This window comes from Hwanghaeella grinnelliae (assembly GCF_004005845.1).
Classification (GTDB): domain Bacteria; phylum Pseudomonadota; class Alphaproteobacteria; order UBA8366; family Aestuariispiraceae; genus Hwanghaeella; species Hwanghaeella grinnelliae.
This window is the reverse complement of sequence record NZ_SADE01000002.1, coordinates 12375-31999: the sequence shown is the minus strand read 5'-3', so window position 1 is coordinate 31999 and position 19625 is coordinate 12375. Positions and strand designations below refer to the sequence as shown.

General features: G+C 57.7%; 14 protein-coding genes. 10 read left to right on the top strand and 4 right to left on the bottom strand.

The genetic code is table 11. From position 1 onward, the window contains the following. Positions 1 to 9 precede the first annotated feature (9 nt). Positions 10 to 966 (bottom strand): helix-turn-helix domain-containing protein, encoded by a 957-nt coding sequence (locus tag EOI86_RS10885; protein ID WP_127765245.1) that lies wholly within the window; start codon positions 964 to 966, stop codon positions 10 to 12. Positions 967 to 1237: 271 nt separating this feature from the next. Here EOI86_RS10885 and EOI86_RS10880 point away from each other — a divergent pair, with 271 nt between their 5' ends. The 3 genes from EOI86_RS10880 to EOI86_RS10870 all read left to right on the top strand — a co-directional run bounded on the left by EOI86_RS10880 (position 1238) and on the right by EOI86_RS10870 (position 2920). Continuing rightward, entirely contained in the window at positions 1238 to 1669 is a 432-nt protein-coding gene (locus EOI86_RS10880) for a 2,4'-dihydroxyacetophenone dioxygenase family protein (protein WP_127765244.1), read from the top strand. 96 nt (positions 1670 to 1765) lie between these two features. Continuing rightward, on the top strand, positions 1766 to 2194 hold the full coding sequence (locus EOI86_RS10875; RefSeq protein ID WP_205032172.1) for a nuclear transport factor 2 family protein: 429 nt from the start codon (positions 1766 to 1768) through the stop codon (positions 2192 to 2194). A gap of 330 nt (positions 2195 to 2524) precedes the next feature. After that, positions 2525 to 2920 (top strand): VOC family protein, encoded by a 396-nt coding sequence (locus tag EOI86_RS10870; protein WP_127765243.1) that lies wholly within the window; start codon positions 2525 to 2527, stop codon positions 2918 to 2920. Between the two features lie 429 nt (positions 2921 to 3349). Here EOI86_RS10870 and EOI86_RS10865 read toward each other — a convergent pair whose 3' ends face one another. Then, complete coding sequence (locus EOI86_RS10865) at positions 3350 to 4015, bottom strand: Crp/Fnr family transcriptional regulator (protein WP_127765242.1); 666 nt, start codon at positions 4013 to 4015, stop codon at positions 3350 to 3352. Between the two features lie 327 nt (positions 4016 to 4342). On the opposite strand from EOI86_RS10865, the gene EOI86_RS10860 reads away from it, so the two are divergent. The 5 genes from EOI86_RS10860 (at position 4343) to EOI86_RS10840 (ending at position 13097) form a co-directional block, all read left to right on the top strand. Continuing rightward, a complete protein-coding gene (locus EOI86_RS10860) occupies positions 4343 to 6109 on the top strand; it encodes an adenylate/guanylate cyclase domain-containing protein (protein ID WP_127765241.1) in 1767 nt (588 codons plus the stop codon). A 187-nt stretch (positions 6110 to 6296) separates the two neighbouring features. Next, positions 6297 to 7577 carry a phosphatase PAP2 family protein gene (locus tag EOI86_RS10855; protein WP_127765240.1) on the top strand — a complete coding sequence of 427 codons (1281 nt, stop codon included), beginning with the start codon at positions 6297 to 6299 and terminating at the stop codon, positions 7575 to 7577. A gap of 47 nt (positions 7578 to 7624) precedes the next feature. Next, positions 7625 to 9880 (top strand): S8/S53 family peptidase, encoded by a 2256-nt coding sequence (locus EOI86_RS10850; protein WP_127765239.1) that lies wholly within the window; start codon positions 7625 to 7627, stop codon positions 9878 to 9880. A gap of 353 nt (positions 9881 to 10233) precedes the next feature. Beyond that, positions 10234 to 11286: a hypothetical protein gene (locus EOI86_RS10845; protein WP_127765238.1), complete on the top strand. Its 1053-nt coding sequence runs from the start codon at positions 10234 to 10236 to the stop codon at positions 11284 to 11286. Positions 11287 to 11372: 86 nt separating this feature from the next. Further along, positions 11373 to 13097, top strand: coding sequence for a M4 family metallopeptidase (locus EOI86_RS10840; RefSeq protein WP_127765237.1), 1725 nt, complete (start codon positions 11373 to 11375; stop codon positions 13095 to 13097). A 301-nt stretch (positions 13098 to 13398) separates the two neighbouring features. On the opposite strand, the gene EOI86_RS10835 is transcribed toward EOI86_RS10840, so the two are convergent. Then, on the bottom strand, positions 13399 to 15510 hold the full coding sequence (locus EOI86_RS10835; RefSeq protein WP_127765236.1) for a D-alanine--D-alanine ligase family protein: 2112 nt from the start codon (positions 15508 to 15510) through the stop codon (positions 13399 to 13401). A gap of 286 nt (positions 15511 to 15796) precedes the next feature. Here EOI86_RS10835 and EOI86_RS10830 point away from each other — a divergent pair, with 286 nt between their 5' ends. Next, positions 15797 to 16528 carry a ferritin family protein gene (locus tag EOI86_RS10830; protein WP_127765235.1) on the top strand — a complete coding sequence of 244 codons (732 nt, stop codon included), beginning with the start codon at positions 15797 to 15799 and terminating at the stop codon, positions 16526 to 16528. Positions 16529 to 16769: 241 nt separating this feature from the next. Beyond that, positions 16770 to 18401, top strand: coding sequence for a methyltransferase domain-containing protein (locus EOI86_RS10825; RefSeq protein WP_127765234.1), 1632 nt, complete (start codon positions 16770 to 16772; stop codon positions 18399 to 18401). A 24-nt stretch (positions 18402 to 18425) separates the two neighbouring features. Here the strand turns inward: EOI86_RS10825 and EOI86_RS10820 are convergent, their stop codons facing one another. Then, on the bottom strand, positions 18426 to 19526 hold the full coding sequence (locus tag EOI86_RS10820; RefSeq protein WP_127765233.1) for an aminoglycoside phosphotransferase family protein: 1101 nt from the start codon (positions 19524 to 19526) through the stop codon (positions 18426 to 18428). Positions 19527 to 19625 lie beyond the last annotated feature (99 nt).

Below are 19625 nucleotides of genomic sequence, written 5' to 3'. Positions count from 1 at the left end.
GTGATTGAACTACTTTGGTGCCAATGTTGACCTGAAGGCCCGCGGTCCAAGGCCAAAGCGCTGAGTAAAGGCACGGCTGAAATGTGCAGAGTCACTAAAGCCGCAGTCGAACGCTATGGAGGTGATGGTGCGCCGACCAATCGCGTCGCCTATTATATACTCACGGGCGCGCAGAAGGCGTTGGTCCTGAATCCACGCACGCGGTGACATGCCGGTACTCTCGAACAGCTTGTGCAAGTAGCGTCGAGAGATCGACACTGCAGCAGCCACCCGGTCAAGGGTCAACGCGCAGTCACCCAGATTCTCAAGGATATAGCACTGAGCCCGAGACAATTGGTAATCGGCCAAGGATTGGTTCGGTCGATCTAGCGTGTTCGATACGACACCGGCAATCATTTCGAGCGTCGCCGTTTCCACAGCATATCGCTCTTGTTCAGAGAACTCCGTTCGATGTTCTCGAAGCGCTAGCATGTGAGCGCGCAGGAGCGCCGCTGCCCCGGTCGACGCAGTCAGTACCCGGCCATGCAAACGGCGGTGGCGCGGCAGCCAACGCGCCATGGTCTGTTCAGGCAAAACGACCGTGACCTTATGCAAACGTTCCGGTACCTCGAAGCTCATCGGTTCAAGACTGTTCCAAAGAACGATATCGCCGGTTCTGGCGATATATCGATCATCGCCGAAAGAGAAATGCTCCTCTCCTTTCACGACAAGCTGCACAGCGACACGCGGCTCATCATCCTTGCGGACATTCTGCTGATGCCGAAAGCCGCCATTCGCCCCACACTGACACTCGATGACTGACGTGCGTGCAAAACGAGTCACGTGCAGATCGGCGGAAAAGGGTTCTCCAACGGATCGGGAAGTCTCCCAATGTCCGAAGCCGCTGCGCAATGCCGAAACCCAGGCATCGTTCCGGGCCGTCACCGCAGGTTGGTTGATGGCGTGAGAAACCGTTATCCCGTCCATGGTCGCCTCCCCATGTTTTTTGATTATTTTTCACACGTCTTTTAACGCCAAGATATCTCAATGTGCGCTGTTTGCCATCCAGTGAAACACACAGAGGCAAGTCTTGTTGCACACTGAGACAAAAACATGGCGGCAATTTTCATCAAAAAAGCGGGAATCTTTCTGTCACGACTGCCATCCGGGACAAGAAGGTGATCCGCCTCAGACAATACAAAGCTCCGACGGCTCGGCTAAGGATTGAAGCACAACAATTCTAACCGGAGGAACCGTCATGAAGACGCATATCGCTGAAGAATACGTACAGATGGACGCTGTCGACTGGAAACCCTTCCCGGAGGTTTTCGGACCTGGTGGTATCCGCTGGAAGCTCCTTCACGTTTCGCCTGAAGCCGGTGCTTGGACCGCCATTTTTGACTGCCCCGCTGGCTCTTCTTTTGCCTCCCACATCCATGTCGGGCCGGGTGAGTATTTTCTTACCAAAGGCAAGATGGACGTGCGGGGAGGTAAGGAAGCCGGCGGCGACACTGCCGTCGCACCGGGCTACGGTTATGAGTCATGCAACGCGCGCCACGACAAGACCTACTTCCCCGTCGATAGCGAGTTCTACATGACATTCCTGGGACCTTTGGTCTTCATCCAGCCGGATGGCACGCCAATCGCTGTTGTCGGTTGGGAACAGGCCCAAGCCGCCTGGCTGGGATAAGGGGCCTCCGCCGATTCCGGCTCTCTCTTCAAAGCCGACCTTCGGTCAAGGCCGGAGATCTGCATCGAAACTCACTCTTTTTGAAGGAGCAAGCTTATGGCTGCTTCGAAGTTGCGGGCGTCGCTGCTCGCTGTCGCAATTCTCACGGGTGCGCTAATGACGAATGATAGCCATGCAGAAGATGCTGCCTCGGGCGCGGCGTCACAGGTTCTGAACCATCACCTTGGCGCCTTTGCCAAAGGTGTCGATGAATTGATGGCGGACTATACCGACGACTCGATCATCTTCTCGAATGTCGGGACATTTCGCGGCCGGGCGGAAATCCGGGCGTTCTTCGAAAACTTTCTGAAATCGGCCCCCGACGGCCTTTGGGAGGCTTTCAAGATCACAGTCACCGAGGTGACGAATGAGGTCGCCTATATCGCCTGGGAGGCCAAACCCTGGGTGCCTTTGGGCACGGACACCTTGGTTGTCAGTGATGGAAAGATCGCCGTCCAAACCTACACAGCCTACTCGGCACCATAGAACGGACTGTGTTCCCAGTCCAACTGGCGCCACGTGACCAGCGTCGAAACCATTCACGTGGCGCCCCTTTTTTTGCCAAATCCGCGATCCGCTTCCCGGATCTCGTTGCGGCAAGTTGAACGCACGCGAAGACTTGGGCAGGCTAGGGACAACGGTATTCTCAGTGGCCGTACCCCAACGGCGGGACCATGGCGACGAAACGGAAAACACGATTGCGTCTCGACGGAAAAGCCCGCACAGATGCTTAAGGCCGTAACCTAACGGAAAGAACAATCCGCGCCGACCTAATGGCCGGCCTTAGCAACAACACGAAGGCACTCTCACGATCCCATGGCAAAACTGATTCACACGATGATCCGAGTCCTGGAAGAAGAACGCTCGGTGAAATTCTATGCCAAGGCTTTCGGCATGAAGGTCTCAAGGCGTCTCGACAAGGACACTTTCACGCTGGTCTATTTACGGGGTGAAGAAACGGATCAAGAAGTTGAATTGACCATCAACAAAGGACAGAGCGAAGCTTATTCGCACGGCGAAGGCTACGGCCACATCGCTTTCGTTGTCGATGACCTGGAAGCGGAACACCAAAGGTTCGAGGCCGAGGGATTACACCCCAGAAATATTGTGGAGTTCAAAGACGAGGAAGCGCTCATAGCCAAGTTCTTTTTCGTTCAAGATCCCGATGGCTATCAGATTGAAGTTCTGCAGAAGCACGGTCACTACCAATGAGGCGAAATCCTGAATGTCGTCCATCGCAGTGAAGGATTCCGCACGATGGGTGCTCGGCCCCGGCAAACCGAGAAGGATCTGCGCCCTAGGAAGGGATTCAAAAATCTTTTGGTGCACCCGAGTAGAAAAACAATTGGAGATCTTCCTATTTGGGAACTACGCGTCTAGTCCAAGCTGATATTGCGACCCTCCCGTCGCAGTAGAACAGGGATGTGCTGGTAGCCTTACCTGACGCGGGTCTCGCTGTTTTCCCGGGTTCGGTTGATACCGATGCGACCGGCAAAATAGACGATCCGGGCTGTGTTCTTCTTGCTTCCAGAGATCGGTTTGGAATGAGGCCCGTTTCGTTCGAAACTGAACTATTTGCTGTTTCCAATTCGGCATTTGGTGCGCATCAGCGTTTCCCAAATAGATGGGCCGGAACAAAACTCATGGTTCTTGGAACTCTGCTATTTTCGTCAAACCGACATAGTCGACAATGGCGATTGAGCCTCGCGCTAAACCGATAAGGCCCTTGCTGCGCCAGCCTTGCAAAATTTTGTTCGTAGACTCGCGCGATAGTCCGAGGAAATCTGCAAGCTCGCTCTGAGAAAGGTTTAGGTGCCCTTTCTCATCGGAGAATTTGCGGGCGATGAGAATGAGGCGCCGCGCGAGGCGTTTTTCCGTATTGAGCAGGGCCATGTCTTCCACTTGCTGGCTGATCCAGCGCAATCTGCCGCACAGAATCTGTATCAACTCAAGGGCGATGTCGGGGTTCCTTCGCATCTGGTCGATCAGCGTCGTACGATCGACACGGGCCAGTTCGGCATCTTCCAGGGCGGTAACCGTCGCTGTTCTCGGCCCACCGTCCAAAACCGCAATTTCCCCGATCACATCGCCGGGTTGCATGATGTTAAGAGACAGCTTCTTGCCGCTGCTGGCGAAGATATTCGCTTCGAGCGTTCCGGATTTGACCAGATAGAGAGCATCCCCCGGATCGTCCTGAATGAACAGGGATTGTCCTTCCTTGACGGATACGGTCCGCGCCAACCCCCCATTGTCGAGGGTTTTTGCTATAGCGCCCAAATCGATCAGTGTCTCGCCCTGGGCGTTCATCGCATTCTTTCAAAATGAGGCCGCATGAGACATCTCTTGAACTCGATATCGAGACGGCGTTCGGGACCGCAAGGACCTGGCCGCGGTAAAGCGAAACGAACATGTGCGGCTAGCGGCAGTGCTAACGTCATCGTTGTGTTTCTGACAGAATGACGATTTACTGTAGCAAGTTGGCGCTGAGGGAACAATTGGTCTTAAGCAATCTTGGCGTGCGAGAGGGGATGCGTGCCGTGAAATCGCGTCTACGCCGCAAAGGGGTGCGAGCGTATTCGCATTTTCGTCGTTGAGGGGCAGGCACGGCGAGAGGTCTAGATGGCCGGGCGGGGAATGTCTGATGGCGAAGACGGCTACCGTGCCGTCCGAACCTTGTTGTTCATGGATGTCATGGAGTACACGCGCCTGCTCGTCGAGGACGAGAGGGGGACGATCTCTCGCTGGCGCGGCTTCGTGGATTATGTAGAGAACGCGGTTCTGCCACGGTATTCCGGCCGTATCGTGCACAGTCTCGGCGACGGACTTCTGCTCGATTTCGACGATGTGCGAATGGGTGTTGAAGCCGCGCTTTTCCTACAGCAGGTCATTGCCGGGTTCAATCAAGGGCATCCTGAATCCAGCCACTTCTTTCTTCGCATGGGAATGGAAGTCAGCACTTTCGAGGTCGATGGACGAGACGTCTACGGCCGCGGCGCGATGCTGGGCGCACGGTTGATGAGCATGGCCGGCCCGGGAGAGTGCGTCGTCTCCGGCACTATCCACAAGCAACTTGCGCCGACGGAAGACCTAGAAATCGCGGATCTCGGCCTTTGCTATTTGAAGCATCTGGCGACGCCGGTCCGTGCCTATCGCGTCGGCCCGCCCGGAGCAAAACCGGTCGTTGACGTATCGCGATTGTCGAGCCGGTTGGTTCCGTCGATCGCCGTGGTGCCTTTCGAAACGAGGCAGCGGGACGGTTCAAGCCTCGCGGTCGGAGATATCGTGGCCGAGGAGATAATTTATGCCATTTCCCGCACGCGGCAAATGGATGTGATCTCCAGGCTCTCGACCCGGGTTTTTCGGAACACGGACTGGACTCCGCGTGATCTCGCCGAGCAACTGAACGTGGACTACGTTCTTGCCGGTCAGTATCGGACCGATGGGGATACGATAACCTTGGAATCCGAACTGGTCGAAGCAGGCGCGGAAAGGGTCGTCTGGGCGCAGCGGCTTGAGCTTCGAATGCAGGATGTGTTGCAGGGCGACGGAGAGGCCATCGGCAGAATCGTCGCGGATCTGAGCAACTCCATTCTATCGCACGAGTTGATGCGCGCGCGCACCTTTCCACTACCGAACCTGCAAAGCTATTCATTGCTGCTTGCCGGTGTGAACTTGCTGCACAGCCCGTCTTTGGAAGACTTCATGCGGGCACATGAGATGCTCGAAACCGTCGCGAAGAGGGTGACAAGACAGTCGGTGCCCAGGGCATGGCTCGCGAAATGGCACGTGATGCGGACGCATCAGGGTTGGTCGACGGATGTCGACGAAGATTCCAGGATGGCCAGGGAAAACTGCAAGCAGGCCTTGGACTCGGACCCGACCAGTTCGCTCGCCCTGGCGATCGACGGTTTGGTCCACACCCATGTGCTCCACGATCTCGATACCGCCTACGACCGATACCAGGAAGCAGTTCATTCCAATCCGAATGACCCGATCGCCTGGCTGTTGAAGGGGGCCCTGCACGCTTTTCGCGACGAGGGGGATCTCGCCGTGGGTCATACGCAGCGCGCGCTGAGCCTCTCCCCGCTCGACCCGCACCGTTACTATTTCGAATCCCTGGCCGCGACGGCGTTTCTGGCTGCGCGCCGGTACGACATGTCGTTGGTCTTTGCCCAGCGTTCCCTTCGCAACAATCCGGCCCACACATCGACACTTCGCGCGAAACTGATATCGGAACTTAATCTCGGCTACGAACGAAGAGCGGCAAGGACCGCGGAAGAACTCCTGCGGTTGGAACCGGGTTTCACGGTTTCCGGTTGGAAACAGCGATCGCCGAGCGCGGCCTTCCCGATCGGCAGCGAATGGGCAGATGCACTGAAGGGCGCGGGCCTGCCGGATTGAAACGCCGCTGCCGTCGTTTTGCACGGGTTCGCCGAGGGAATTACGGCCGGCGGCTATTTTTTGTGCGCCGTGTGAATGAATTCACAGAGGGGTGGAGCCGTGGGGCACATGGTTCCGAAGTATCAAGAGTGGGAAATGTCGCATTCGGGCCTTCCGCTGTGCGGTCGACCAAGGAGGGGAGCAAGTCATGAGTATCAATACAGGGGTAACGGGAGTAACCGGAGTAACCGGAGTAACGGGGGTGACGGGGGTTACCGGCGTTACGGGGGTCACCGGGGTCACAGGCGTTACTGGCGTTACGGGGGTTACAGGGGTCACAGGCGTGACCGGCGTTTCAGGGTTTCTAGGCGGTGGTGCGTCCGCCGGGGCATTGATCACCAATCGTGACGGTATCGCAGGGCATTGGATTTCGCCGCAGATAGATCAGCTTCCAACACCGTTTTGCCAAGAGAACAAGGACCACCTCAAAAGGCTGTCGCCCGTTGACCGTGCGGCGATCTTTCAGTTCGAACTGAACTCCCGCGTCGGTTTCGGTGCTGCCGCGGATGCGGCCGGGGGCGGAGAAGGCATGCCCAGAACGATGCATATCTGGCATCTGCACAGGGCTTCCGGTAGTTCGGGCATTCCGGCGGTCAAATACAAAGAGCTCATCAAGTTTGAGAGGCCGACACAGGCGGTTTTTCTGGATCAGCTTCGCTATCTTGAAAGTTATTCGGATCTGCGTCCCGAAAGAGCACCGGAAATTCTCTCTCAGCTCGGCGTGCCGGACGCGTTCTTCAGTTCAATCTTGTTTTTCCATCCAGACCGGATGCCCCGGACCATCGAACTGATACTGACCGCGTTGCGGTTTTCTTTGGGCATCACGGAGCGATTGAAATACGCGATGGCCTGCCGTCGGCCCCACGAATACTCACCGCAGGTTCAGCCGATGATCCCTTCGCCGCTGCATCCAACCCTGCCCAGCGGCCATGCGACAGAGGCGTTCCTGACGGCCCATATCCTGGTGAAACTCTTTACAGGTATTCATCCCAAAATTCAGGAGGACCGCTGGGTCCAGCAACTCATGCGCCAAGCTTCTCGCATCGCCGTCAACCGTACTATTGCCGGGGTCCATTTCCCGGTCGACAGCGTTGCCGGTGCACTGCTAGGGCTCACGCTCGGCGAGTACATCGTCGCTCTGTGTGGAGAGCCTCAGACCAACGTTACATTCACGGAAAGCACTTTCCATGGTGCGGAATATCCGATCAACCACGATACGGATTTTCGGTGGACTGATTTTTACAATGTTGCCGAACAGGAACTGGCCTTGAGCGACAGAGCTCAGCAATACGCGGAACTGGGTAAGAAAAAAGTGGAGATCGGCGAAAAGTCTGTCGCCCTGCAATGGCTTTGGCAGAAAGCGCGGGAAGAATGGGAAGAAATGGTCTGTCCGGAAATCGCGGACGATCCCGAAAACGGCGACAGCTAGCGCGCCTGGCGCCTTCCATTGTTTCAACTCTTCTCGAGGATTGACCGATGTCCAGCAGTTGGCATGAATTCACGTTTTTAGCCCCCCTAGATTCCTACGTCGATTGGATAATGGATCCGGGCTACAAGTTCCCTCCCGTCTTCAAGGACTTCGAGCCTGGTGCGACGGATCCGGCAACGCTGCTGCCGATGCTGGTAAGTTTGGCGCCGGGCGCGACGTTAGAGAAGTTTATCAGGCGCGTGAGTGAGCTGGGTGGGGCAAAACTCGCGGGTTTTGATGTCTCGCCCATGGAGGCGCCATCCTTCACTTTCGAACTCTCTTCCCTATACACGGCGTCATTCATCGTAGGGCATCCGGGCCGTCGTCAGATCCCGGCGATCGGCGACAAGGCCTTTCTGGCCCTTGTGCAATCGGACGATGACCTGCGCGAAATGACGGACCGCATCATGCTTGGCCAGAAGTTGCCGGCGGATGCTGTTTGCAAGCCGGACGACGCCGGCCACAACGGCTGGGACGGGCGCATCGGTCGGGCAGGCGGCATCGATCCGAAAGGTGTCTGTATCGTTGGGGTCATCGACGAAGGCATCGCTTTCGCGAATGAACGGTTCCGCAGCGATACCTGCGCGTCGCGGGTGGAGTATTTCTGGATGCAGGACGGGGCCTGTCGCGGTGCGGAGGACGCAGGGGTCGACTACGGCCGTGAACTGACCAAGGCCGATATCGACCAACTTCTGAAATGCAACGAGTTCGCAGGGTTGGTCGACGAGGACGCAGTCTATTCGCAGGCCGGCCTGACCGACTTTCGACGGGAAGGCCACAAGGCTGCCGCGTGGCGGACATCGCATGGCGCCCATGTCATGGACCTAGCCTGCGGATACGACATGCGAGAGCCGCCAAGCCAACCGAGCGGGGAAGGCGAGGAACGGGAAGAAACCCGACCGATCATCTGCGTACAATTGCCATCGGTCATGATAGCCGATACGTCAGGGTTGGGGCTTGAAAAATATCTAGTCGATGCCGTCGATTACGTATTCGCGCGTGCGGCCGAAATCGCCGAGGCCCGCGGCTACAAGTATCTTCCCGTTACGATCAATTTCAGTTCCGGAATTCGGGGTGGGCCGCACGACGGCACGCATCCTGTGGAACTTGCGCTGGACCAACGGATTTTGGAGCGGCGAAACAGCCTCAAAGAAGAACACAAAATTGTCCCGACGGAGATTGTCCTTCCGTCCGGCAACAGCCATCTGTCGCGGATCCACAGTCGTGTCTCCCTGGCCCCCAGCACGAATCCAGATCGTTCCGAAGCCAAATTGACATGGCGGATTTCAGCGGACGACAAGACTTTCAGTTTCATGGAGATCTGGCTGGCCCCCGACATGCAATCGGCAAACAATGCCGAAGTCGAAATAACGGTCTGCCCACCAAATGGCGAGGAGAGCGGCCCGGTTGGCAATGCAAAGGATCGGTGCGGGTTCGCCTGGAAACCGCTCGGCGACGAAATACTCTGCAAGGTGTCCTATGAGCAGGCTCGGTCGAACACGGCGAGAGGACGTTTTCTAATTGCCGTCATTCCGTCGGAAATGCCTGATTTCGATCAGGCATTGCCGGACCCGCCTACGCAACCGGCGCCGTGCGGTGACTGGACGATCAAGATCAAGAATCTCACCGACCGCCCGATTGAAGGAATCGACGCTTGGATTCATTGGGATGACAGCCCTTTCGGGTACAAGCGGCAAGGTCGGCAATCCTACTTCGTTGACGATAGCTACTATGTTTTCGACCCTAATTCCGGCGCCTGGATCGAAGAGGACAACAGCGTCAGTCTAATCCGGCGCGAAGGGAATATCAGCGGTATTGCCACAGGGCAGGAAACAATCGTCGTCGGAGGATATGTCAGGAAGGAATTGAAGGCGGCGCGCTATTCGGCGGGTGGACCGATCGTGCGTCAGGCACGACGCCCGACACCGCATCGCACGGGCCCTGATACGATGGCGCCGTGCGAGGAATCTCTGGCGCTTTTTGGGATTCTTGCCGCCGGGACGCGAAGCGGTTCGGTCGTGGCATTGAACGGGACGAGTGTCGCAGCACCACAGGTTACCAGGATCGTTGCGGGGCTCCTCGCCGATGGGGAAATGTCCGGGAGGGACGGAATTCTCCGATGCGCCGGTGTCGAAGAAACCGATATTCACCACCATGAAACTCATCATGCGCGTGTTCGGACACCGTCCAAAAAGCGGAAAGGTCGTGGCCGCGTGAAATTCAGGGTCAATAGGCCGTCGCAAGAGCACCGCCGGCCGGACTAGCGATAGGTATTGTCCGTACGGGACGCCGTTTTGGCGTTCCCATACGGGGATGACCGTGGGTCGCATCGCCGGGCATTTCTTCCCTTCGCTAAAAATGTGCGGGATTTGTGAATGTATTCACATACCGCTCCCCCTTGCCGGGTCAGACTTCACAGGTTCCCGCGTAGGGGTTGGATCCCTGCGTCATGCGGCGGCGCCACGCCTGATGTTCTCTAGGAAGCGCCCCAGGCTCCAGCAGCTCATCGCGGGTATTCGATCATTTGATGAGGGGAACGTCGATGCTTTGGAAAATAAACCAACATGGGGGCCGGTCCAGATTACGGACCCATGCCCTTCGCGGGACGGCGCTTGCCATGGCCCTATCGCTGGGCGGGTGCAGCGCTTTGATGAACAAACAAATTGATGACAGTCTTGGGGACCTTGGAAATACGAAAATCACTTTCCAAGAAGCTCTTGCCTATGCGGACACGAAGAAGAAAGAGCTTTCGGAGCGGGTCGACGAACTCGAACAGTTCGATTTCTTCACCGGTACGGCGATGGTCGTGGCAGGAATCGCCGGCCTGGCTTTCGGACTATACGACTCGCATGTCGATGCCATCTACGGTGCCGGGCTGGTAGGTGGATCCGCTGCGGCCGGCCGGGCCTTTGTTCCGGTTTCCGCCCGCAAAGAGGCCTATTTGTCGGGCAAGGCAGCGATTACCTGCGCTGCCGTTTCGTTCAGCGTGCTGGAAGATTCGAGTGCTCCGGCGGGTGTTGCACCGGGAGCTGTGGTGGACGATGGCACCGAGACCCTCGGCAAAATTGCCGAAGACTTGAAGGCCTATAACGTGACAGTGCCGAATGTCTCCGTCATGCCAGCCTTCGGTTTGAATGAATTCGGAGCGAGCGCCGGAGCCGGGAACCAGCTGTATAGCAAAGCTCTGTCCAATGTCCGGGATGCAGAAAAGGACACCTTAAAGAGCGTCAATGCGCTCAGCAGCCAGATCGAGGCCGCAATCAATACGCGGGCAACCAAGCTCGTTTCTGCGGTAAGCGTGATTATCGTGGCCGTCAATGAACAGCTTTCAAAGGCCCGCGTCGACCCGTCCGCGGCGGCCGATGCGCTAAATCAGCATATGTCCGGTGCGTTCGCGGAGATCCGCAAGACGGCCGAAAAAGTGATGGAGGACGCGAAAGACGTCGTGGACGAGACCGACGCAGCGGAAGAAAGGGCGGCCATCATGACGGAAATTCTAGGTGGATCCTCCCTTCAAGACGGCGCATCGGATCAACTGAGGTCAAACCTCGCCGACATCGAAAAAGCTGTGGAAGACGCAAATCAGGAAGCAGCCAAGATGCAAATTCTTGCTCAGAAGGTGCTGGCCAAGCTGGGTGTGGCGGAAGAGTGCCTTTCCGCAATCAATTGAACTGAAATCCAACTCGGTGCGTGGTGGCTTGCTATGATGAAGCTGGAAGCCACCGCCGCCGAGGCTTTCGCCGAGAGGAGGGTGATATGGCGGCGCATTTCAAGAAATTGATGTACAACATTGCTGATCGTATGGACGCCATGAGCGAAATCGCTCCGGGCTTTGTGACGGAGGCGTTCACGGACGAAGCCACGGCGGATACGGTCCTTGCCTTCGGCACGGATGAAGAGGCCGCCCGCTACTACGCCGAGCGCTTCATTTCTGAAACGGAAGACGCCGATCTGCTGCCGGCGATCGGGCCTGACCTTCCGGCTGTCATGCCGGGATTGGTCAGAACACGGGACGAGGATCTGAAGCGCGCCGAAACACGCACGCTGCATTTCGGCCAACAGCACCGTACTGTGCCTATTTTCGGGACGAATGCGGTTGTGGAAATCGATTCCGGAACGCGGGAACTGGTTTCCTTTGACGCCGAACTCACGAGCGAGCCGGACGTGGATCCAATCCCGTATAAAAGTATTCCACAGGCCTATGCCTCGATTCAGGAGGCGACGCTGCATTGTCCGCCGCTCGACACTATCGACCCTCCCAAGCTGTGCTACTTCGCGGAAGCCGAGGGCAGTCAGTGGCATCTCACCTATCACTTCAAGGACGTCGAGGCGGTTCCCCGAGAGGTCGCCGACGTGATGACCCGCTCGGACGGGCAGCACGGCCATGGGCTAGCCGATGTTTCACCGCGGGAAGTGCGGCTGACCTACGACTATCTGGTTGATGCGAAAGATGGGCAGGTTGTCTACTTCTTCAGTTCGGGCCCCACCGTCGTACCCGTCCTGTGTGAAGGCGATGATGAGGTCAGCGTCCGCCGCCAGTTCCACGGTCAAACGAAGAACAACACCTATATTCTGTTTGATCCGCAAAGGAACATCGTCACCTTCGATCACAACTTCAATGACATTCAAGGGCCCGCGCCGCTCGCGCCGATCGACAACCCTTCAGCGGATTTCGGATCGACGGCGACCGCGGGGGTCAGCGCGCATTATCACGCCACGCTGGTTTTCGATTTCTTCAACGACGTCCTCAAACGGAAAGGCATCGACGACAAGGGCATGCGCCTTGAATCCGTCGTGAATTGCACCTACTCCGCCCATGGACCGGGCATGGCTTGGCGGAATGCGGTCTGGTGGAAAAAGCGGATGTGGTACGGACAATCGGCCCTGCCGAACGGTAGCTATGAAAGCTTTGCCCGGTATTTGGACGTCATCGCACATGAGTTGACGCATGGCATAACGGAGACGACTTCCAACCTGGTTTACCGTGACGAGTCCGGCGCGCTGAACGAATCGTTCAGTGACATATTCGGCGTGATGGTCGCGAACTGGTACCCGGGCGAACCGAACGCATTGGCCAACTGGAATTGGGAGATCGGATCGGGCTTGGGATCGAATGGTGGGCCTATGCGCGACATGAGTGACCCGGCAAGGACATCGCACCCCGATCATTGGAGCAAGCGCAAGTATCTCGGAACTCACCATGACAACGGTGGCGTGCACTACAACAGCAACATACACAACAAGGCCGCTTTTAACCTGTTCATGGAAAAGAACGCCGCGGGCGATCACGTTCTGTCGCCGGACGAAATCGGGCTGTTCTACTACTACACGCTCCTCCGGTTGGGCCGCCGCGCGACGCTCCGGGACTGCCGGGCGGCGCTTCTTAGCGTTGCGGCCACATACTTCCGCGGGTTGCCCGCCAGGGCTCGTGAGGCTGCCGATGCAATCAAGGCCGCCTACGACAAGGTCGGCATTCTTTGACAGGCCTTGTGACTGTCGTGGAGACTCCATAAGGGGCCATTACTTGAGCGTCCAAGGTGCAATAAATCGGTTACAACATTCGAGAATTCGAATGATAATGCGTTGAAGAAGGCTTGGGCGTTTTCCGTTGGACCAATTTTCCGCGGGCGGCGGATACTCTGCGCATGACGAAGACAACCCTGACCAACGTTGTCCAAGGACGTGAGAAGAATCAGCAAACCAAGCTGCAGAACCGGACCACCCGACGGGTCAAACGAATCCTACTGTGGGAATCAAGAGGTGCGGCGTGCGTCATGTTTTTCTAGGCGAGGGACGGGACGGCCCTCAAGGTCGTCTCTGGGAGTCTCAGCCCCTGTCGCATGAGGCTGCCCGCAAGGATATCTCTAACGAGGTCCGGATAACGATCGGGGCCGCCCACGGTCGAAAGGCAAAAGGTGCCGAGTGGGTCAAGGTTGCACTGGATGTTCGCCTCTAGGAAAAAGATCTCACCGGTCGCCTCGTTGTATCGGAAATCTGCGCGGAAATAGTCTACGGGGCGGAGCTCTTCATGAAGTTTCGCCATATAGGTTTGGATCCGCGCGTTTCCGGAAGCGTCATCGAAGCGGGATTTGCTACGCCGTCCCTTGTCGAACATTTTCTGCTCATAGGTCTGGATGTTGCCTGGTGCGTCCGTGTCTGTCCGGATCGTCTGACCGACCTGAAACCCGCCTTGGGAGGCAAGAGCGGCGGTGGTCAGATTGGTTCCGGGCACAAATTCCTCGACGATGACGGGAAGGTCCCGGGCCTGGAATTCCGAAACCTTCGCGGAGGCCGCTGCCGGGTCCGCGACGATCGAGTCCCCGTCGATATATTCCGAGTTTGCGCCCAACTGCCATTTCACGATGCATGGGTAGTTCAGGGTGTCCAGGGCGAAGCCGGTTTCCCTCGGTCCGATCCGTATCCAATTGGGCGTAGGAATCCCGAGGCGTGAAGCTAGGAGTTTGCAGAGCTGCTTGTCGGCGACAAGGGCGAGGGCGCCTGCCCGTGCGCCCAGGAAGGGAAGGCCGGCGGCTTCGCACATTGCGGGGACGACCGCTTCGGTGCTTGGGAAGCGCGCGCCTTCGTAGACGGAGAAGACGAAATCGACCTTGTCCCGAAGGCGGATCAGATCCTCAGGGTGCCGCGCCGGTAGGACATCGAGGCCGAGTTCAACCAAGGTCCGGTAGAGCTGATGATGGTAGCGACTGAGGCTGCCCCATTCCTGATCGAACTCAGCCATGGTTTCGGGTCCCAGAGGCGCGAACTGTGCGAGGAAAAGCAGCCTTCGAAGCGGCTTGTGCGTGACCTGGGCGGCTGGACTGTTCACCTTCGGGCCGCCAACCGGTTCGCGGTCTGGGATTGCCTGAGAGGCATCCTCCGGCCGAGGTAGCCGGAGGGCATGCCGGCTCAAACCGGCGTCAAGAACCGCGAGCATGACCGCTCTGTGCTTCTTTGGTTCTCTGGCGAGCGATTGGACAAAAATCGACTCGGGCTCGCTATTTGCCGTCGGGTTGACCTCCAAAAAGTGCAGGCTGTCTTCTTCCTGATTCCAGCGGAAATCGACTCGGAAACAGTCGAGCGGCTTGATCTCGTCGTAGAGGCGATGGACGAGGTCATGAATACGTTTATACAGTTCTTTGTCGGTCAGGACCGTCCGCCGTCGAACGCCCCGGCCAATCATCTTGTGTTCGTAGGTCTGTATGTTCTCGGGGTGGTCGGTGTCGACCCTTACCACCTTGCCTATCAGCAGGCCCTTTGCACCGCGATCAATGACGCCAACGATCAGGTCTGCGCCGGGCACGAAATCCTCCGCCATCACCGTGAGGCCCGATCGCTGCCACTTCCGGGCCACCGAGACGGCTTCCTCGGCCGAGGCGACGAGGCCATCGCCAGCGATGGAAAAAGAGTTCCCGCCGACGGTCCACTTGATCACTGCGGGATATGAAAGTTCGGTCAGCCGGTCGAGTGCATCGCCCGGTTGGATCGTCACCCAGTCCGGGGTGGGAACGCCGGCGCGGATCGCGGCAAGCTTGCTGAGCGCCTTGTCCCGGGCCATGGCGACGGCGAAAGTATTGCCGTTGAGACATGGCAGCCCCGCGACCTCGCAGAGCGAGGCGACAGGCACGTCGACGCTTGGATAGTCGTAGCTCGCCCGGGCGGAAAAGACGAAGTCGACCTCACCCTTGTAGGTGAGGATGTCCTCGGGTCGCGAAGTCGCCAGCACGTCAACGCCGGTGGAGGTCAGGGCCCTATAGAGATGGGAGGCGGTATGGGCTTCGAAACTGGACGGGCGGTCGTTTGCTGTAAGCCCGACATATGCCTCCGGCATCATATCCGAAAGGAACAGGATGCGTTTCACTGGCCGGACGAACCGGGCTATTGGTTGCTTGCGCATCGGGTTTCCTTCCGAGGGGCCGTTGTTTGTGTTCTCCTACAAGATGTATACCTTCTAGGGCAATCGGCATAAAATACTCAAGAATGGTAAGCGAGCCGAAACATCGTTGTTTTAGGGACACTAGAAGTGCGCTGAGTGACCTATGGTCGCTGTGTAACTTGTTTTGGCAATGGAGGCATGGGAAAATGGAAAGCGAACGGGCATACGATCCTGGCCGAACGACCGGGGCGGTTTCTTGACCAATACCCTCCCGGCGGCATGACAGTCTTTCAACTGGGAGAGGCAAGTGTACGAAAACAGTGAACAGTCCATTCTCCGTGTGCGGAGGGGCACTTCCTGGCGGTCGGAGCAGGTTCTGGCGACACTCCCCGAATGCTTGGAAGTTCCGGCCGATCTGCGGGAGGCCGCGGTGGAGATTTTCGAGAACGATGTCGCGACGGAGTACGACGCGCGGCATCTCTATGACTTCTTGCAGGATGACCTGAAGTCTTGGCCGCAGGAAATAGCGGGGTTTCTCTCTGCCTGGCTGGAGGATGAAGAGAATCACTACCTGGGTCTCCGGCAGTTGCTGAGTGCCGTGACCGAGGAGTCTCAAGAAAGCATTCATTCCCGAATGCGCCAACGCAAGCCCGATTTCTCAGCTCTGGAACCTTTCTTGGACACCCCTTTCGAGTTCCTGGTTGCGCTTGCATACGATGAACGTGTGACCGTGCAGGCCTATGCGAGCGATTACGCCCTGTATGACTCACTCGACGCGTCAGCGGGGCGGTGGGTCCGCCATGCCAATAGGGACGAAGCCACGCACTATCGGAACGCGGTTGCCTTATTGCGAGGGTTGTATCCGAACCGGAAGGCGGATGTTCCGGGTGTTTTGGCTCGCTTGGTGGCTCATGACGAAGCACGGGGGCCCTATAAGGCAACATTCATCCTGGATCACGATACGCCGGAATACTATTTCACCGCCCAGAAGCTGCGTCGCTGTGCAGCGGTTGCTGAAAGGACGATCTGCAGAACCTAGCCGCAAAGCAGCAGGGAAGGGGGCAAAGGGATCGGCAGGAGAAGCGACGCCCTACTAGCGGCGCTTCCGCCAGACTGGTGGCGCGGTAGAGAAACCTTGTGAGGCGGAATTGGCATGCAGGTGTTGTCCCAGGCGATTGCCGAGGCTTTTCCGATGCTCTATTCCGTTCACACGATAGCCGTGCATCATCGTGTGGGCATGGCGGCTTGACGGGACCGCGGCAAACAATAGGCAAATTGCGTTGCACGACATTCCAGAAAACATCATGGCCCTTGCGGGCAGCGGTTGGCGCCCCTGGCTGGCTCATATCCATGGCCCCTTGGAAGGCGCGGTCGAGCGCTACGAGAATGCGATTCAGGCAACCCTGGGAAAGCGACTGCCAAGCGGTCTTGTGGTTGATGTCGGATGCCGATCGGGACTGTCCACAGCGGCACTTCTTCGCAGCGGTTACGAGGTGTTGGGGCTCGACCCGGCCCCTGATGCCTTGGAGTGGGCCTCTGAACGGCTTGGCCCTTCCTATGGCGAGAGAGTCCGTTTCCAGACAGTTGATGGTTTTCGCGTTCCAAGCGAGCATGAAGGTCAAGTGGACGGCCTATCCGTCCTCAACGGCGCTTTCTCGACAGTCTTGACGAAGGAAGCGCAGGTCGAACTGCTGTCGAGTATGTTTCGGGCCCTGCGACCCGGCGGGATATTGATGCTCGGCACCGAAGATTATAGGGCTCTTTTGGCGACCGACCCCGATGCCTTCGTCTCTCGACCTGTACTCTGTGAGGATCGGGACGGGCAGTTCGTCTTCGTTGAAAGACGACACTGGAACGGTAGGCCCAGAGCCCGGCTGTATCGAAGAGAGTACTTGCGGTTGGGGCTGGAAGGCACGGTTCAAAAGCTTGAGGGCGAGTTTCTCGCGACGACTGAGGCCGAGATCGGCAACCTCCTCGAAGAGGTCGGTTTCGGCGCCCGTGTGGTGCATGGGCCGTTGGAAACCGGGTTTCCGTTGCAGATCCTTGTCGCAACAAAGCCGCCCGTGCCAATGGTCCACTATCTTCCATCCGGTATGGAAAAGCTTATCGACGAGAAGGAACAGCCACATTCCGGCGAGCCCGTGAAATTCAACTTCTTTCCCGAAGACCTTGATGAGAACCCGTTCCAAGAGGCGCCGACACAGAGGAAGAATACCCTGACGCTGGCCCGGGATCGGCGCGGAAAACAGGCGCTTGTCCGGCGGCGTCAAGCAACGCTCGTTATGTTCTCCGGAGGTATCGACAGTGTCTACGCGCTGCATCGTTTGCTTCGGGAGAGCGATGACGAGATCATCGCGCACCACATCCATTTCATTAACCGGGAGGGACGGCACCGGGCGGAAGACGCCGCTTGTCGCCGGATCGTCGAGTTTCTCCGCAGTTCGGTCCGCAACTTCGTCTATACGGAAAGTACGATCGACCGCAGGCATTTCCGGGCGTTCGGGATGGACGACATGTCGGTCGGATTCGAGGTAGGGGTGATTGCGAACTCATTCCTTATCGACCGTGGCTTCGGGATCGATCGTTGGACGTCCGGGACATGTCTGGAGGAGGAGATCGAGTATTATGGTCCCCGCGAGATTGAACGGTTTGAACACGTCCTCAACGCCGTCGCAGCCAGTTGTTATCCGAACCCGGCCCCTCGTTTCTTTCAGCTTGAGATGATCCCGAAGCGGGAGCAGATGGACTACATGGGGCCTGAACTGACTGGCCTTTGCTGGACATGCCGGTCGCCGGTCTGGCAAGCGGATGGAACGCCGACGGAATGCGGGACCTGCAAGACCTGCAATCTGATGAACAAGATCAGGCGTGGCGAGGAAACCATCCCTCACAAGCCGACAAAGCTGCCGTAGCGCGATTGGCCGAGGAAAACGCGCTCAAATGTCCAGTGTGGTGATCGCGTCGAGAACGGGTTGCCGCGCGGCCTCGTAGTACTCTAACAGCTTGGGCGCGGCTTCGGCCTTCGCCCAAGCCGTGAGTTCCTTGAAACAGTGATGCGCAAGAGCGGCCCGGACTTCCTTGCTCGAAAATGGATGGGGGAGCCCGGCGCCGTCCGGATCGGCATAGCCCGCGAGTGTCCATCGAATTGCATCGTCGGGCAAATCGGGCCGCGCGCATCCTGCTTCCACTAGGCCTAGCACAAGGTCGGCCAGTTGATCGCCCTGTCCGAACTCCTCGAAATCGCTAAAACGGACGAACCTCCCCGTCTCGTCGGCCAGCGTGTTGCCAAAGCGCACGTCTCCGTGAACAGGGCCGGAAACGGGTATTGAATAACCTACCGTCCGTTGGGCTGCACTGCCGATCCGGTTGACGGTTCGCCATTCCGGTCGGTCGACGTAGCGGACTGGAACGCCGCCCTTTACGCTATGTATCGTGCGCAACGCATATCCCATCGACCGGGCATAGGCTTCGTCCAAAGTTCGGGGAGGAAACAGCCCATCGTCCGGCCAGATTAGGACACGCGCGGATTGGGCGTAGATCGCCTTCGGGGCGTGGCGGTGCGGGCCTAAAACCGAAATGGCGTTTGCTTCGTTGTTCTTGAGCCATTCCGAGCGGTATCGCTTTACAATATAGCTGCGATCATCGCAGAAGATTTTCCAGACACTATTGTTGTAGCCACCTGAAAGGTCGATCTTGCCCCGTATTTTGGCCGCGCCAATGAGTTCGAGTGCGATTTGTGGGACAGGCAGCATGGTGATCGGAAGCTCTGTACTGACGATTGCTCTTCGACTGAAAGCCTGAAACGTCGACGGCTTGGAAGCTCTACAGGCGATCGTTCGACCTCGGACATGCCATAGAGGATCGGCCGCGCAGTGTCGAGCGCGGTCTCGCTGCCATAGACTGTCCGGTCCATGCGTGCCTGCTAAATCACATCGGCGGCCGCGATTGGCGATGACAGTGTTCCGCCGACTGACGCATGGGTTGGCGAAGGTGGCCTCGCGCGATTCGGTGCCGGTCCAAAATTGTGCGGCGACCACAGAACTGGTGGCCCTCTTTTCGCCGCGTTGTGACTGATGAGAACGCAACCGGTAGCGGTGGGGCCAATTCCAAATCCTATGACTTGTCATTGATTACGG